Annotated in this window: 16 protein-coding genes; 12 read left to right on the forward strand and 4 right to left on the reverse strand. The window is 71.5% G+C overall.

Annotated features, from left to right (window positions below):
• Position 1: 1 nt before the first annotated feature.
• On the reverse strand, positions 2–301 hold the full coding sequence (locus tag QHG49_RS08680) for an acyl carrier protein (protein WP_145486644.1): 300 nt from the start codon (positions 299–301) through the stop codon (positions 2–4).
• 152 nt (positions 302–453) lie between these two features.
• Here QHG49_RS08680 and QHG49_RS08685 point away from each other — a divergent pair, with 152 nt between their 5' ends.
• The 12 genes from QHG49_RS08685 (at position 454) to serS (ending at position 12,593) form a co-directional block, all read left to right on the forward strand.
• On the forward strand, positions 454–2,085 hold the full coding sequence (locus tag QHG49_RS08685; protein WP_301488344.1) for an aldehyde dehydrogenase: 1,632 nt from the start codon (positions 454–456) through the stop codon (positions 2,083–2,085).
• A gap of 27 nt (positions 2,086–2,112) precedes the next feature.
• A complete protein-coding gene (locus QHG49_RS08690; RefSeq protein WP_145486645.1) occupies positions 2,113–3,255 on the forward strand; it encodes an acyl-CoA dehydrogenase family protein in 1,143 nt (380 codons plus the stop codon).
• A 134-nt stretch (positions 3,256–3,389) separates the two neighbouring features.
• Positions 3,390–4,685, forward strand: a complete 1,296-nt coding sequence (locus QHG49_RS08695; RefSeq protein ID WP_145486646.1) for an aspartate aminotransferase family protein — start codon at positions 3,390–3,392, stop codon at positions 4,683–4,685.
• A gap of 2 nt (positions 4,686–4,687) precedes the next feature.
• Positions 4,688–5,170, forward strand: coding sequence for a type II toxin-antitoxin system RatA family toxin (locus QHG49_RS08700; RefSeq protein WP_159705890.1), 483 nt, complete (start codon positions 4,688–4,690; stop codon positions 5,168–5,170).
• Positions 5,171–5,191: 21 nt separating this feature from the next.
• Entirely contained in the window at positions 5,192–5,725 is a 534-nt protein-coding gene (locus QHG49_RS08705; protein WP_145486648.1) for a hypothetical protein, read from the forward strand.
• On the forward strand, positions 5,722–6,270 hold the full coding sequence (locus tag QHG49_RS08710; RefSeq protein WP_145486649.1) for a flavin reductase family protein: 549 nt from the start codon (positions 5,722–5,724) through the stop codon (positions 6,268–6,270). Before QHG49_RS08705 ends, QHG49_RS08710 begins: the two co-directional genes overlap by 4 nt.
• Positions 6,267–7,247 (forward strand): VlmB-like protein, encoded by a 981-nt coding sequence (locus tag QHG49_RS08715; RefSeq protein ID WP_145486650.1) that lies wholly within the window; start codon positions 6,267–6,269, stop codon positions 7,245–7,247. Before QHG49_RS08710 ends, QHG49_RS08715 begins: the two co-directional genes overlap by 4 nt.
• Entirely contained in the window at positions 7,244–8,251 is a 1,008-nt protein-coding gene (locus tag QHG49_RS08720; protein ID WP_301488352.1) for a beta-ketoacyl-ACP synthase III, read from the forward strand. The genes QHG49_RS08715 and QHG49_RS08720 overlap by 4 nt, the downstream gene beginning before the upstream one ends.
• Before the next feature lie 35 nt (positions 8,252–8,286).
• Complete coding sequence (locus QHG49_RS08725) at positions 8,287–8,517, forward strand: phosphopantetheine-binding protein (protein WP_010983730.1); 231 nt, start codon at positions 8,287–8,289, stop codon at positions 8,515–8,517.
• Entirely contained in the window at positions 8,517–9,737 is a 1,221-nt protein-coding gene (locus QHG49_RS08730; protein WP_159705884.1) for a beta-ketoacyl synthase, read from the forward strand. Before QHG49_RS08725 ends, QHG49_RS08730 begins: the two co-directional genes overlap by 1 nt.
• A gap of 110 nt (positions 9,738–9,847) precedes the next feature.
• The gene (locus tag QHG49_RS08735; RefSeq protein WP_301488364.1) at positions 9,848–11,332 is read left to right on the forward strand and encodes an APC family permease; all 1,485 of its coding nucleotides are present in this window, start codon (positions 9,848–9,850) and stop codon (positions 11,330–11,332) included.
• Positions 11,316–12,593, forward strand: coding sequence for a serine--tRNA ligase (gene serS, locus QHG49_RS08740; protein WP_145486654.1), 1,278 nt, complete (start codon positions 11,316–11,318; stop codon positions 12,591–12,593). The genes QHG49_RS08735 and serS overlap by 17 nt, the downstream gene beginning before the upstream one ends.
• A gap of 59 nt (positions 12,594–12,652) precedes the next feature.
• Here the strand turns inward: serS and fabI are convergent, their stop codons facing one another.
• The 3 genes from fabI to QHG49_RS08755 are packed head-to-tail and all read right to left on the reverse strand — an operon-like array spanning position 12,653 to position 15,145.
• Positions 12,653–13,420, reverse strand: coding sequence for an enoyl-ACP reductase FabI (fabI, locus tag QHG49_RS08745; protein WP_086807063.1), 768 nt, complete (start codon positions 13,418–13,420; stop codon positions 12,653–12,655).
• Positions 13,417–13,743: a ferredoxin gene (gene fdxA, locus QHG49_RS08750; RefSeq protein WP_301488368.1), complete on the reverse strand. Its 327-nt coding sequence runs from the start codon at positions 13,741–13,743 to the stop codon at positions 13,417–13,419. The genes fabI and fdxA overlap by 4 nt, the downstream gene beginning before the upstream one ends.
• Positions 13,744–13,771: 28 nt before the next feature.
• Positions 13,772–15,145, reverse strand: a complete 1,374-nt coding sequence (locus QHG49_RS08755; protein WP_145486656.1) for an MFS transporter — start codon at positions 15,143–15,145, stop codon at positions 13,772–13,774.
• Positions 15,146–15,220 lie beyond the last annotated feature (75 nt).

Raw genomic sequence — 15,220 nt, forward strand, 5'->3', positions numbered from 1 at the left:
CTCAAACTTCCTGGACGGCCTGGGTCAGGTGGTCGACGAGGTGGGTGATGGTCGGCTCGTTGAAGAGCACATTGACGTTGATCGACAGATCCAGGAGCTGTTCCAGGCTCTGGCGTATCTCGGTCAGGCGCAGCGAGGTGAGCCCGAGGTCGAAGTAGGAGATGTCGACGGGGAGGTCCTCGGAATCGTCCATGAGAAGGACGGCCTTGAATTTCCTGAGGACGATTGTCTCGATTTCCTCGGTCAGTTCACTGCGCGGCAGCTCACGCAACCGCTGGATGGTGCTGTCGACGGGTGACATGCGCCTCATGCAAGCAGCGGCGGCTGACGCCCCACTGACGGCGCGGGTGGGGTGGGTTGGCTGGATCAGTCGGGTGTCAGCGCCGGATCAGATTCCGCTGTCACGCTCGCATTGCTTCAAGAAATCCACACGCCATATCCGAAAGGCTGAAGATGCTTCGCGAAGCCGCGCAGGAGGAGAGTGCTGAGGCACCTTCCGGATTGAAGAGTTACGACCTCTACATCGCGGGCAAGGACGTCGCCGGCGACGGCTGGGTGTACACCGTCAGCGGGCGTTCGCTGCTGGAAGACGTGTTCACCAGCGTGAGCCTGAAGCGCTCCCTCGAACAGGACCCGGAGTCCGAGGCGGCCAAGCACCCCTACGTCGTGGGGCGTTGTGCGATCGCGGACGACGCTTCCATCGACCTCGCCACGCAGGCCGCCGCGGCGGCCGCCGCCGAGTGGCAAGCCGTTCCGCTGGAGCGGCGGATGAAGCTCGGCACCCGCTTCCGCGAGGAACTGATCAAGCACGAGGACGAGTTCCTGCGGATGCTGGTCGCCGAGTCCCACCCCGTCAAGCTCGCTCGCTGGGAGCTGAGCTGCCTGCTCCAGATCTACGCGCCCGGATCGCTGCGCTGGTACGACAAGCAGATGCGGGTCGAGAAGGAGTACAACGGCCGCCGACTGATCCTCCACCGCCAGCCCGACGGAGTGGTCGCCTTCAACCCGCCGCAGAACGCCCCGCTGCCGAGTGCCGCGCTGTGCGTGCTGGCGCTGATGGCCGGCAACGCGGTGGTCGTGCGGGCCCCCCGCAGCATCGCGCTCTCCACCATGTGGCTGCTGCGCGACATCGTCGCTCCGCTGCTGGAGGAGTTCGACGCCCCGCCCGGCGTGCTCAACGCGGTCTGCTCCAATCCGAAGCAGACCATGGACCGCTGGATCGCGGATCCGCTGATCAACGACATCTTCTACATCGGCGGCAGCCAGGAGGGCCTGCGCTTCGAGCAGCAGTGCGTCGCCCACGGCAAGAAGCCGATCCTCGAACTCGCCGGCAACGACGGGATCGTGGTGTGGAGGGACGCCGACGTGAAGTGGGCGGCCGAGGCGATCACGGAGGCGTTCTACGGCTCCGGACAGATCTGCATGGTCCCCAACTACGTGCTGGCCCACCCGGATGTCGCCGAGGCACTGATCGCCGAGGTCAAGGAGCAGGTCAAGGGCATCAAGCCGGGTCTGCCCGAGGAGGAGGACGTGCTGCTGTCGCCGGTGCGGCGCAGTGAGCGGTTCTTCCGGCTGCTGCGCCAGGCGCTGGACAACGGCGCGGAGCTGGTCACCGGCGGCAACCGCACCGAGGTGGACGGCACGGTCTCGGAGACGGGTGTGTTCCTCCAGCCGACGGTGGTACGGGTGGACGGCCTGGACCGGGCACGGACGTACGACGTGGTCCGCGAGGAGACCTTCTTCCCGCTGATCCCGATCGTGGTCGCCGAGCGCGATCATGACGACGCCCTGCTCGAATCGTTCCTTCAGTTCGTCAACAGCAATGACTACGGGCTGCGCAACTCGCTGTGGTCGCGCTCCGACCACGTGGTCGAGACGTTCGTGCGGCGCACCGTCAACGGCGGCCTGCTGAAGGTCAACGACTCCCACATCGGCTTCCTGCCCTACCTGCCGAGCCACGGCGGCACCGGCCGCACCGGCGGCGCGTTCGGCGAGGCCAACTACCCGATGCTCAAGACCTCCCACGTCCAGGGAGTCAGCATCGCCCGCGACGTCAGCCCGTACGACGCGGTCTTCGGCGCCTGAACCCACCCCGTCCCCGGAGGTTTTCCCGTGCGTTCCCTCGATGTCGCCCGGACCGTGTGCGAGCGGTTCCACCCCGGACTGCTCAAGGAACTGGAGCAACTCCCTTACGAGCAACGGGAGAAACCCGGCAGTCCGGTGATCGACCTGTTCCGCATCCACGGTGGTGTGGGCCTGCTGATACCCGAGACGTACGGCGGCCACGGCGCGGCCCCGCTGGAGGCGCTGCGGGTGCAGCTGGCCCTCGGCGCGATCTCGCCGTCGCTGGTCGCGGCCGTCTCCATGCACCACTTCACCGCCGCGATGCTGTACTCGCTCGCCGTCAAGTCGGGCCGGCTCACCCCGGCGCAGACCCAGCTGCTGCACCAGATCGTGCCCGACCAGCAGGTGCTGGGCTCCGGCTGGTCGGAGGGCCGTACCGCCGCGAACATCCTCAAGCCGGCCGTGACCGCGCGTCCGGTGGAGGGTGGCTTCCTGCTCTCCGGCTCCAAGAAGCCGTGCAGCCTGTCGCGTTCGATGAGCCTGCTGACCGCGTCCACCGCGATCCACGGCGAGGACGGCGGCGAGCCCGAGCTGGCGCTCGCGCTGGTCCCGGCCGACGCGCCGGGCCTGTCCGTGCACCGGTTCTGGGGCAACGACCTGCTGGCCGGCGCCGAGAGCGACGAGGTGCGCCTGGAGGACGTGTTCGTGCCCAGCGAGATGGTGGTGCGGGCCGGCGCGGACGACCCCACCCGCCTGGACGACCTCCAGTCCGCCGGGTTCGTCTGGTTCGAGATGCTGATCTCCGCGGGGTACGCGGGCGCCGCGGCGGCGCTGGTCGAGCAGGTGCTGACCCGCAAGCGGGGCAGCGCGGACGAGCGGGCCGCACTCGCCGTCGACATGGAGGCCGCGCTGGCCCTCCTCGAAGGCGTGGCCCGGGGCACCGGGCGCGAGCCGGGCGACGAGGAGTCGGTGGCGCGGGTGCTGGTCGCCCGGTACGCGGTGCAGAACGCGTTGCCGGGGATCGTGGCGCGGGCGCTGGAGCTGCTGGGCGGGATGGACTTCATCACGAACTCCGCCTCCGCGCAGGCCGCTGCCGCGACGAGGGCGCTGGCCTTCCACCCGCCGTCCCGGATCGCCGCGTCGGAGCCGCTGCTGACGTACTTCGACGGAGGGCCCTTGGTTCTCGCGTAGTCGGTCGGCTGCGGGTCCGTTGTGGCTGAGCGCGCCCACGCGGCGGAGCCGCACATCGAACACAGCCCCGCGCCCCTGAAGGGGCGCTCCCATCAACGGCGTTGAAAAGTCCCCTCTCATGGAGTGAGTGACACGTGACCGTCTTGCACGATTCCCCCCACGCGCCCGTCGTCGACGACGAGGCCGAGATCCTCAACCTGTACCGGGCCCACCTGAGCAAGGGCCGGGCCACGCTCGCGGAGCTGTTCGGCAGCCACATGGAGGTGGCGTCCGAGGGCGCCTGGCTCACCACCAGTGACGGTGAGCGCTTCCTGAACGCGGGCGGCTACGGCGTGTTCATCATGGGCGCCCGGCACCCGATCGTCATGGAGGAGGTGGAGCGCCAGCTGCGCACCCACCCCACCGCGACCCGCATCCTGCTGGAGCCGACGGTGGCCCGCGCCGCCGAGGCGCTGGTGTCGGTGCTGCCCACCGGCCTGGACCGGGTGCACTTCGCGCTGTCCGGCGCCGAGGCGGTGGAGACCGGTCTGAAGCTGGCCCGCGCGGGCGGCTTCAAGCGGACCGTCTCGATGCGCGGCGGCTACCACGGCAAGACGCTGGGCGCCCTGTCGGCGACCGCGAAGGAGGTCTACCAGGCGCCGTTCCGGCCGCTGATCCCCGACTTCCAGCACCTGCCGTTCGGTGACGCCGACGCCCTGGAGGCCGAGCTGAGGGCCCACCCTGGCGAGGTCTGCGTGATCCTGGAGCCGGTCCAGGGCGAGGGCGGCGTGATCATCCCGCCCAAGGGCTACCTCAAGCGGGTCGAGGAACTGGTCCGCGAGTACGAGGGCTTCCTCATCCTCGACGAGGTGCAGTCCGGGTTCGGACGGCTCGGCGAGTGGTGGGGCGCCGACCTCGAAGGCGTCGTACCGGACGTGCTGCTGGCCGGCAAGGCGCTCGGCGGCGGTGTGATGCCGGTGTCCGCGGCCGTCGCCACCCGCAAGGCGTTCCGTCCATTCGACAAGGACCCCTACGTCCACACCGCCACCTTCTCCGGGCAGCCGGTGCTGATGGCCGCGGTGATGGGCGCGGTCCGCGCCGTCAAGGAGGAGCGCCTGGTCACCCGCTCCATGGACCTCGGCGCCCGGCTGCTGCCGCGGATCGCGGAGGTCGCCCACCGCAACATCCCCGAGCTGGTCGTGGACGTCCGCGGCCAGGGGCTGCTCATCGGCGTGGAGCTGGTCGAGGCGGGCCTCGCCGGCGAGCTGCTGATCGAGCTGTTCAACCACGGCGTGGTCGCCAACCACTCCATGAACGGCAGCTCGGTGGTCCGGTTCACCCCGCCCGCCGTGCTGAGCGACACCGACCTCGACTACCTCGTCAACTCCTTCGACCTGGCCACCCGGGACCTCATCAAGGGCGCGGCCACTATGCCGGAAGGCGGTAACTGATCGTGCGGCACGTCGAACTCGAATCCCTGATTCCCGCGGAGCAGGCCGAGGAGGTACTGCACGCCGTACGGCGCTGGGAGAAGTACCCGGATCTCGCGCCGCACGTCAACGCGACCACCGTGCACTCCGCGTACCCCGAGCCCAAGCCCTCCTCCAGCTGGGAGCTGCACTTCCGCAGCGGCCTGCTGCGCTGGACCGAGGACGACACGGTGCTGCCGGAGGCGGGCGAGATCCGCTTCGAGCAGTCCGACGGCGACTTCGACTCCTTCACCGGCGTCTGGTCGGTCAAGCAGAACGGCGACGACGTCGTGGTCCGCTTCGACGCCGACTTCGACTTCGGCATCCCGAGCCTGGAGGGCATCCTCGACCCGATCGCCGAGCGGGTCATCAAGGAGACGGTCGCCTGGGCCCTCACCGGCCTGTACCCGGCCGTGCGCATCCAGGGCGGCATCGAGCTGAACACGCCCGCCACGGTCGGCGCGTAGCACCGGCCGAAGGAGCTGACCATGGACCAGGCGAACCCCTTCGAGACCCCACGCACCTACTCGCTGCACCGCGCCGAGTACCTGGTGGGCCTCGCCGTCACCACCGGGATGATCATCTACCACTTCGGTGACATCCGCTGGCTGCCGGCGCTCGGGCTGTTCCTCTACATCGACCTGATCGGCTACATCCCCGGCGCCATCGCCTTCCGCAAGAGCGGCGGGCGGCCGATCCACAAGGCGTACTACGTCCTCTACAACGTCATGCACAGCCTCATCACCCAGGGCGCGGTCGCCGCGCTGTGGTGCTGGCTGGTCAAGCCGGAGTGGGCGCTGCTGGTGCTGCCGTTTCATCTCTTCGGCGACCGGGGCCTGTTCGGCAACTTCATGAAGTCCTTCGCGCTGCCCTTCGAGCCGGTGCGCCAGGCGGGATACCTCCACCTCCTGGACGACCTGGGGCTGGCGCACCCCAAGCCGGTCGGGCACGAGATGGACCCGGTGCCCGTCGGGCACGTCCCCGCGCGGCCCGTCGTACGCGAGACGGAGGCCGTACGATGACCACCGCCGCGACCCCGGTGCGCCGGGCGGTGCGCCAGGACCCGGCCGAGCGCCGGCGGGCCCTGTACCACCTGGCCTCCGCGGTGTCCGTGCTCACCACGGGCCCCGAGGAACGGATGCACGGCACCACCGCGAGCACCGTCACCCTGGTCTCGCGCTCGCCCCTGCTGGTCGGGGTGGTACTGCGGGCGGGCTCGTCCTTCGCCCGGCTCGCCGCCGCCGAGGGCCGGTTCGCGATCAATGTGCTCGGCGGCGAACAGGCCGACGTGGCGCGGCGGTTCGCGAACAGCTCGCGGCCCGACGGCAGTGCGGCCTTCGCCGGCCTCGCCTGGACCACCGACCGCTACGCCCAGGCCCCGCTGATCGCGGGAGCCCTCGCCCACTATGTCTGCCGGTTCCACTCCGCGCACGCCGCGGGCGACAGCGAGCTGCTGCTCGGCCATGTCGTCCGGGCCACCGCGGACGAGGGCCTGCCGCTGCTGAGCTACACCGGCGGGCTGTTCGCCGGTTCCCTGCGTCCGGCGAAGGAGACCGCCGCATCATGACCGCACCCGTTGCCCCCGAGGCCGACTGGGAGAAGGCCCCCGGCCTGCTGGACGGCGCGAAGGAACTCACCCTCGGCCCCGAGGAGTGCGACCTCGCCTACTGGTTCACCTCCGTCGCCCAGGGCACCCTGCGCGACCGGGGTGCCACCGGCCACCATGTGGACGCCCTCACCCCCGACTTCCTGAAGGCCCCCGGCCCGCTGCGCGAGGCGCTGATCCTGGAGTTCGGCTTCCGGGCCCTCTCCGAGGAACTGGCCACCCGGCTGCTCGGCCACTACGTGACCATCGCGCCCTCCATCCCCGAGATGGAGTTCTACGCCACCCAGCTGATCGACGAGGCCCGGCACGCCCGCGTCTTCCGCCAGCACCTGGTGGACCTCGGCATCCCGCAGAGCGCCCTGCTGCGGGAGATCGAGGAGATGACCCAGGACTACCGCAAGCGGGTCCTGAACCCGGTGGTGGACTTCACCCTGGACATCGTCCGCGACAAGGCCGACTTCCCCGGCGGCGTCGGCGTGTTCGCCATCATCATCGAGGGCGTCCTCGCCCCCGCCGCCGAGCTGAGCGAGCGCAAGTGGACCCCGCTGTCCCCGGCGACCGGCGAGATCTCCCGCGGCACCGCCATCGACGAGATCCGCCACCTCACCGTGGCCAGCACCATCCTGCGCGACCACCTCGTCGAGCACCCCGAGTACACCCCCCGGCTCCTGGAGATCCTGCGCTCCGGCGTCGAGCTGTGGGACGAGCTGCCGGACCGGGAGTTCGTCATCCACCGCGAGGAGCTGTTCCAGGAAGGCATGTTCAAGCACGCCGACCTGATCGGCGACTACGAGGTCTGGCCGGGCGTCCGCCTCCTCGACACCACTGCCGACCAGCGCTACGACATGGCCGAGCAGTGGACCGACGAGATGGCCGAGGTCCGCATGAAGTACATGGGCCTGCCCGTCGAGGTCCTCGCCTCGGAGGCCGGCGCATGAGTACCGGGCGGGCGGCGGTCGTCACCGGGATCGGCTCGTACGTCCCGCCCAACATCGTCACCAACGAGGATCTCTCGCAGCGCCTCGACACCTCCGACGAGTGGATCCGCACCCGTACCGGGATCGCCGAGCGGTTCTACATCACCCCCGGCACCTCCACCGGCGACCTCGCGGTGGAGGCGGGCCTGAGGGCCCTGAAGTCGGCGGGCGACGAGCAGGTCGGCGCGGTGGTGCTCGCCACCACCACCCCGGACCAGCCCTGCCCCGCGACCGCCCCCCAGGTGGCCGCGCGGCTCGGGCTCGGCCAGGTGCCCGCCTTCGACGTGGCGGCCGTCTGCTCCGGGTTCCTGTACGGCCTCGCGTCCGCCGCCGGGCTGATCGCCTCCGGGGTCGCCGACAGCGTGCTCCTGATCGCCGCCGACGCCTTCACCACGATCATCAACCCGGAGGACCGCACCACCGCGGTGATCTTCGCGGACGGCGCGGGCGCGGTGGTGCTGCGGGCCGGCTCGCCGGACGAACCCGGCGCGCTCGGGCCGCTGGTGCTCGGCAGCGACGGCGAGCTGAGCCATCTCATCGAGGTCCCGGCGGGCGGCTCCCGGCAGCGCTCCTCGGGCCGCCCGGCCGCCCCGGAGGATTACTACTTCAAGATGCTCGGCCGGGAGACGTACCGGCACGCGGTGGAGCGGATGACCAGCGCGTCCACCGAGGCCGTCGAGCGGGCCGGCTGGCGTCTGGACGACGTCGACCGGTTCGCGGCGCACCAGGCCAACGCCCGGATCCTGGAGGCCGTCTCGGACCGGCTCGGCATCCCCGAGGAGCGGCGGCTCAGCAATATCGCGCGGGTCGGCAACACCGGTGCCGCCTCGATCCCGCTGCTGCTCGCGGAGGCGACCGCCGACGGGCGGCTGACCGCGGGGAACCGGGTGCTGCTCACCGCCTTCGGCGGCGGGCTCTCCTGGGGCGCGGCCACGGTCGTCTGGCCCGAACTCCAGACCATCTGACCGATCGTCAGAAAAGACCTTCGAAAGGAATCGTCATGCTGGAGCAGCTCAAGGAAATCCTGTCCAACAAGCTCAAGGTGTCGCCCGAGGCCATCACCCCCGAGGCCACCCGCGAGGACATCGAGCTGGACTCGCTGGCCGTCGTGGAGCTGTCGCTGCTGCTGAAGTCCGAGCTGGACCTGGACGTCAGCGACGACGACCTCCTGGAAGCCGAGACCGTGGCCGACATGGTCCGGCTGATGGAGGAGCGGAGCGCGAAGGTCTGATGGCCGCGATGGACATCGCCGTCACCGGGCTCGGTCTGATCACCCCCGGCGGGATCGGGGTCGGACCGAGCTGGGCGGCGGTCTGCGACGGCAGGCCGGCCGCGGCCCTCGATCCGGTGCTGGCCGACAACCCCGTACAGCTCTCCTGCCGGGTCCCCGGCTTCGATCCCGAGAGCCTGCTGAGCGCGCGCCGGGCCCACCGCCTGGACAGGTTCGTGCAGTTCGCGCTGGTCGCCGCGCACGAGGCGGTGGCCGACGCGGGCCTGGACCCGCAGACCTGGGACGGCGCCCGGGTGGGCGTGGTCCTCGGCTGCGCCGACGGTGGCCCGGGCACGGTCGAGGAACAGCACCATGTGCTGCGCGAGCAGGGCGCGGACCGGGTGTCACCGCTGCTGCTGCCGATGCAGCTGCCGAACATGCTGGCCGGTCAGACGGCCATCGAGTTCGGGGCGACCGGTCCCAACCTGGTGGTGGCCACCGCGTGCGCGTCCGGCGCGACGGCCATCGGCACCGCCCGGGACCTGCTGGCGCTCGGCCGCTGCGACATCGTGCTGGCCGGCGGCAGCGAGGCCATGATCACCCCGCTGGTCATGGCCGGGTTCGCCCAGATGGGCGCGCTCTCCAAGCGGCACGACGACCCGGCGTCCGCCTCCCGTCCCTTCGATGCCGACCGCGACGGGTTCGTGGCCGGCGAGGGGGCCGGGATCCTGGTGATGGAGCGCGTCGCCGACGCGCGGGCCCGTGGGGCGCACATCCACGGGCGGATCATCGGGTACGGCGCCACGGCCGACGCCCACCACATGACGTCGCCGCATCCCGACGGCGCCGGCATCGAGGCGGCGGTCCGCGCGGCGCTCGCCGACGCGGGGGCCGACCCCGACGACGTCGAGCACGTCAACGCGCACGGCACGTCGACGCCGCTCAACGACCTGTCCGAGGCGCGGATGATCCAGCGGACGCTGCGCGGCGATCCGGTGGTGACGTCCACGAAGGGGGTCACCGGGCATCTGCTGGGTGCGGCGGGGGCGGTCGAAGCCGCGTTCACCGTGCTCAGCGTGGAGCACGAGCTCATCCCGCCCACGGCCAACCTGGTGATGCCGGACGCGCGGATGGAGATCAAGCTGGCACAGACCCTGACCGAGATGCCGATCGATCTGGCGCTGAGCAACTCCCTCGGGTTCGGGGGGCAGAACACCGCTCTGGCGATCGCACCCGCCTGAGCAGCCGCCCCGCATCGCAACAGCCGTCCGCTGAGAACGCTCCGCGGGCGGCTGTTGGTCTTACGCCACCCCCCACAGTCCCCACCCCACTCCCCATATCTGGAGCACCCATGTCCACCACCAGTGGTTCGCCGCCCGCCACGGGGCGGCTCGGTACGGCGCACATCCTGTTTCTCATCGTCGCCGCCGCGGCCCCGCTCTCCGCGATGGTCGGTACGGTTCCGCTCGCGTTCGCGTTCGGGGACGGGGCCGGGGTGCCGGCCGCGTTCCTGTTCGCCGGGGTGACCCTGCTCTGCTTCTCGGCCGGGTACGCGGTCAGCGCGCGGCGCACCGGCGGGTCCGGCGGGTTCTACGCCTCCGTCGCCGACGGGCTCGGCCGGCCCCCGGCGGTCGCGGCCGGATACATGGCACTGCTGTCGTACAACTGCGCGACCATCGGGCTGGCCGGCGCCCTCGGATACTTCACCCGGCTCGTGCTGGCCGCCCATGGGCTGACGGTGTCCTGGGAGTGGTGCGCGGCGGTCGGGCTGGTGCTGACCGCGGTGCTCGGCTACCGGGAGATCGCGCTGAGCGCCCGGGTGCTGGCCCTGCTGATGCTGGGCGAGATCGGGGTGCTGGCGGCGCTGGACGTGGCGATCCTCGTCCGGCACGGGGTGCACGCGCTGCCCGCCGCCTCGTTCTCCCCGCACACCGCCGCCGGCCCCGGCGTCGGGGTCTCGCTGATGTTCGCGTTCGTGTCCTTCATCGGGTTCGAGTCGGCGGCGCTGTACGGCAAGGAGGCGCGCGACCCGGAGCGCAGCGTGCCCCGGGCGACGTACGCGGCCGCCGCGCTGATCGCCGGGTTCTACGCGCTGACCAGCTGGCTGGCGGTGGGCGAGATCGGCCCGGACCATGTGCGCGAGGTCGCGGGCAAGCAGATGGGCGACCTGTTCTTCGGACTCGGCGACGACTTCCTCGGCTCGGCGGGCAGCACGCTGCTCCAAGTCCTGCTGTGCACCAGCCTGTTCGCTGCGACGCTGGCCCTGCACAGCGCCGCCAACCGCTACGCCCAGGTCCTCGCCCAGGACGGGCTGCTCCCCCGCACCCTGGCCGCCGAGCACAGGCGGCACGGCTCCCCGCACCGGGCGAGCGTCTGGCAGAGCGTGGTGACCGCGCTGGTGCTGGCCGGGTTCGCGGTCGCGGGCCTGGACCCGTACGCCGACCTGACCACCAGCATGCTCGGCCTCGGCACCCTCGGCATCGTCACGCTCCAGGCACTGGCCGCGCTGTCGGTGCTCGGGCTGCGGCTGCGCGCCGGGCACGGGCACTGGTGGAAGGAGACCCTCGCCCCGCTGCTGGGCTTCGCCGGGCTCGCCACCTCCGTGTGGCTGGTGGTCGGCAACTTCGACATGCTCACCGGTTCCCCCTCCGAGGTGATCGCCGCGCTGCCCTGGCTGCTGCCGCTGGTCGCGCTCGGCGGCCTCATCTACGCGCTCCGGCTGCGCGGCGCCCATCCGCTGCGCTACCGGCTGCTCGGCACCCGGCACACCGCCGCCCCCGCCACCCCCGACCTCTCCCCCACCCCGTCAGGAGACCGCCATGCACGATCCCAATGAGCTGATCGAGGCCGGCGAGGACGCCAGGCGCCGCCTGGCCCGCCGCCGTTACGACCTCGACCTGGACGCCGTGGGCGGTGCGCTGCGCGCCCGTTCGGCCGCCAACGCCGAGGTGACCCGGCTGCGCACCGAGCTGAACAGAACGGCCAAGGCGCGCCGTTCGGGCCCGCCCAGCGAGGCGGAGAAGGAGGCCGCCCGCGCGCTGCGCGCCGAGGTGCAGCAGGCGGAGGCCCTCGCCCGGGTGGCCGCGGGAGACCTGACCGAGCTGCTGCTCGGCATCCCCAACCTGCCGCTGGACAGCGTCCCGGACGGCGACTCCGAGAAGGAGGCCGTGGAGGTGCGCCGGGGCGGACCCGCGCCGCGTCCGGCGAAGGGCGCCCGGCACCACGCGGAGATCGGCGAGACCCTCGGCATCCTGGACCCGCCGGCCGCGGCCAAGCTGTCCGGCGCCCGGTTCAGCGTGGCGCACGGCGCCGGGGCCCGCCTGGAGCGCGCCCTCGCCGACTTCTTCCTCGACCTGCACACCCGCGAGCACGGCTACACCGAGCAGTCGGTGCCGTTCCTCGTCTCCCGGGACACCATGACCGGCACCGGACAGCTCCCCAAGTTCGAGGAGGACCTGTTCCGCACCCAGGTCGGCGAGCGGGAGCTGTTCCTGATCCCGACCGCGGAGGTGCCGCTGACCAACCTGGTCTCCGGCGAGCTGCTGGACGCGCGGGCGCTGCCGTACGCCTACACGGCCCGCACCCCCTGCTTCCGCGCGGAGGCGGGCGCGTACGGCCGCGACACCCGGGGCGTGCTGCGGCTGCACCAGTTCGAGAAGGTGGAGCTGGTGCGGATCTGCGCGCCGGAAGAGGCCCAGGAACAGCTGGAGTTGATGGTCGGGCACGCCGAGGAGTGCCTGCGCAGGCTCGAACTGTCCTTCCGTACCGTGCTGCTGCCCGCGGGCGACATGGGCTTCTCGGCGCGGATGACGTACGACATCGAGGTGTGGCTGCCGGGCGGTGACGCCTTCCGGGAGATCTCCTCGGTGTCCGACTGCGGCACCTTCCAGGCGCGGCGCGCGGACATCCGGGTCAAGCGGGCCGACGGCCGCAAGACGCCGGCCGCGACGCTGAACGGCTCGGCGCTGCCGATCGGCCGTACGGTGGCCGCGCTGCTGGAGCAGGGCGTGCAGGACGACGGTTCGGTGCTGCTGCCGGCGGCGCTCCAGCCGTACACCGGGTTCCGGCGGATCCTGCCGGGCGGCACGACCGAGTGACACCACGGGAAGGGGGCGGGTGCCGGTCCGGCACCCGCCCCCTTCCCGTGTCCGCGCCGTCAGGCGCCCATCATGTGCACCCCGCCGTCCACATGGACGATCTCGCCGGTGGTGCGCGGGAAGAAGTCCGACAGCAGGGCGACGACGCCGCGGGCGGCCGGCTCCGGGTCGGTGAGGTCCCAGCCGGCCGGGGCCCGCCCGGTGGTCCAGACGTCGGCCAGCTCACCGAAGCCGGGGATGGACTTGGCGGCCATGGAGCGCAGCGGGCCCGCCGCGACCAGGTTGCTGCGGATGCCGAACTCGCCCAGGTCGCGGGCGAGATAGCGGCTGGTGGACTCCAGGGCGGCCTTGGCGACGCCCATCCAGTCGTAGTGCGGCCAGGCCACGGCCGCGTCGAAGGTGAGCCCGACGACCGAGCCGCCGCGCTGCTTGAGCAGCGGGAGGCAGGCGGTGGTCAGGGACTTGAGGGAGTACGCCGAGACGTGCACGGCGGTCGAGACGTCGTCCCAGGTGCCGTCGAGGAAGCTGAAGGCGCCCTGGGGCCCGAAGGCGATGGAGTGCACCACGCCGTCGAGACCGTCGGTGTGCGCGCCGAGCCGCTCGGCCAGGGTGTCCAGGTGGTCCTGGTCGGTGACGTCCAGCTCGATGACGGGGGCGGGCTTCGGCAGCTTCGCCGCGAACCGCTCGATCAGGGAGAGCCGCCCGAAGCCGGTGAGCAGCACCTCGGCGCCCTCCTCCTGGGCGATCCGGGCCACATGGAAGGCGATGGAGGCGTCCGTGACCACGCCGGTCACCAGGATGCGCTTGCCCGCGAGGATGCCGCTCATGCCGACACCTTCTTCGGCAGGGTGTTCACCAGCGGGGAGTCATGGTCCTGGGGGCCGACCGCGCTGCCGCCGCCGGGCGAGCCGAGGGCGGCGAAGAAGTCGGCGTTGGAGGCGGCGTGGTCGTCGCCCCACTCCTCGGGCAGGTCGTCCGCGAAGTAGATGGCGTCGACCGGGCAGACCGGTTCGCAGGCTCCGCAGTCCACGCATTCCTCCGGATGGATGTACAGGGCGCGGCGGCCCTCGTAGATGCAGTCCACGGGGCATTCGTCGACGCAGGAGCGGTCCTTGATGTCGACGCAGGGCAGTCCTATGACGTAGGCCATGCTCAACTCCTTGCTCGATAGGTGTTGTTCACTTCAGGGACACACCGGTGGTGCGCTCGCCGAGGGACAGCACGGTGACGGCGAGGACGGCCATGGCGGCGGCGATGACGGCGAACAGCGCGCCGGGGCCGTGCGCGTCGAGGACCGGCAGCAGCGCGAACGGCAGGGCGCCGGCGCTGAGTTTGGACAGCGAGTACGCGGCGCCCGCGGCGGTGGCCCGGATCTCGGTCGGGTACTGCTCGGAGAGGTAGACGTGCGAGACGCTGGAGAAGACGTTGCTGAACAGGGTGTAGGCGAACCCGCACAGCACGATGAGTTCCGCGGACCCGGCGTAGGCGAAGCCGAGCCCCGCGACCACCATCGCGGCGGCCGAGAGGGCGACGAGGGTACGGCGCTCCATGCGGTCCACGATCGGCAGCACCAGCGCGGAGCCCACCGGGTAGCCGAGGAAGGACAGCGCGGTGAAGCCGAGCCCGGCGACGACGCCGTAACCCTTGGCGGCGACGATCTGCGGGGCGAGGGTGCCGAAGCCGTAGTAGCCGACGACGGACAGGACGCAGAACACCCAGAGCACGAGGGTGCGGCGCAGCAGACCGGGCCGGAAGATGTCGCGCAGGCGGGTCTGCCCCGCGGGGGTCCCGGTGTCCTGCTGCGGGGCGGGCGGGTCCAGGGGCAGCCCCTGTCCGGCCGCCTCGGCCTCCAGGCGGGCGACCAGCCGGTCGGCCTCCTCGGTGCGGCCGGTGGCGGCGAGCCAGCGCGGGGACTCGATCAGCTGGCGGCGCAGCACCCAGACGGCGGCGGAGCCGAGGGCGCCGAGCACGAACAGCCAGCGCCAGCCGGCCACCCCGAGCGGGGAGAGCGGCACCAGCCACAGGGCGGCGAAGCCGACCGCGGGGACCCCGCAGAAGGCGAGGGTGTAGGCCCAGGCGATGAACCGGCCGCGCTTGGAGGCGGGCAGGACGTCCGCCAGGTAGCAGTCGGACAGGGCCTGTTCGGCGCCGATGCCGAGGCCGGCGAGGAAGCGGGTGACGATCAGCCAGGCGGCGTTCGGGGCGAAGGCGCCGAGCAGTGAACAGGCCGAGTAGATCGCCAGGTTGACCAGGAAGGCCCGACGCCGGCCGAACCGGTCCGCGATCCGGCCGAGCGTCAGGGATCCGATGAACTGGCCGACGAACGCGGAGGCCAGGACGAGTTTGAGCGAGGTCGTGCCGAAGCCGAAGTCGCTCTGCAGCACCTTGCCGATGGTGCCGGAGAGGTTGTTCTCGAAGGTGTCGAAGAACAGGCCGACACCGATGACCGCGGTGAGTCTTCGGTGCAGGGGAGTGATCGGCATGCGGTCCAGGCGGGCGCCGATCGGGACGGGAGCGGTGCGACCGCCGGCCGCGGCGGTGGTCTGGGACATGGGGCTGGCTCCTTGGAAACTGCTGTCGCACGCTTTCGCTGTGCTTCTGGGGAAGGAACCGCCCGGGTCACCGGC

This window comes from Streptomyces sp. WP-1, assembly GCF_030450125.1.
In the GTDB taxonomy this organism is placed as follows: Bacteria; Actinomycetota; Actinomycetes; order Streptomycetales; family Streptomycetaceae; genus Streptomyces; species Streptomyces incarnatus.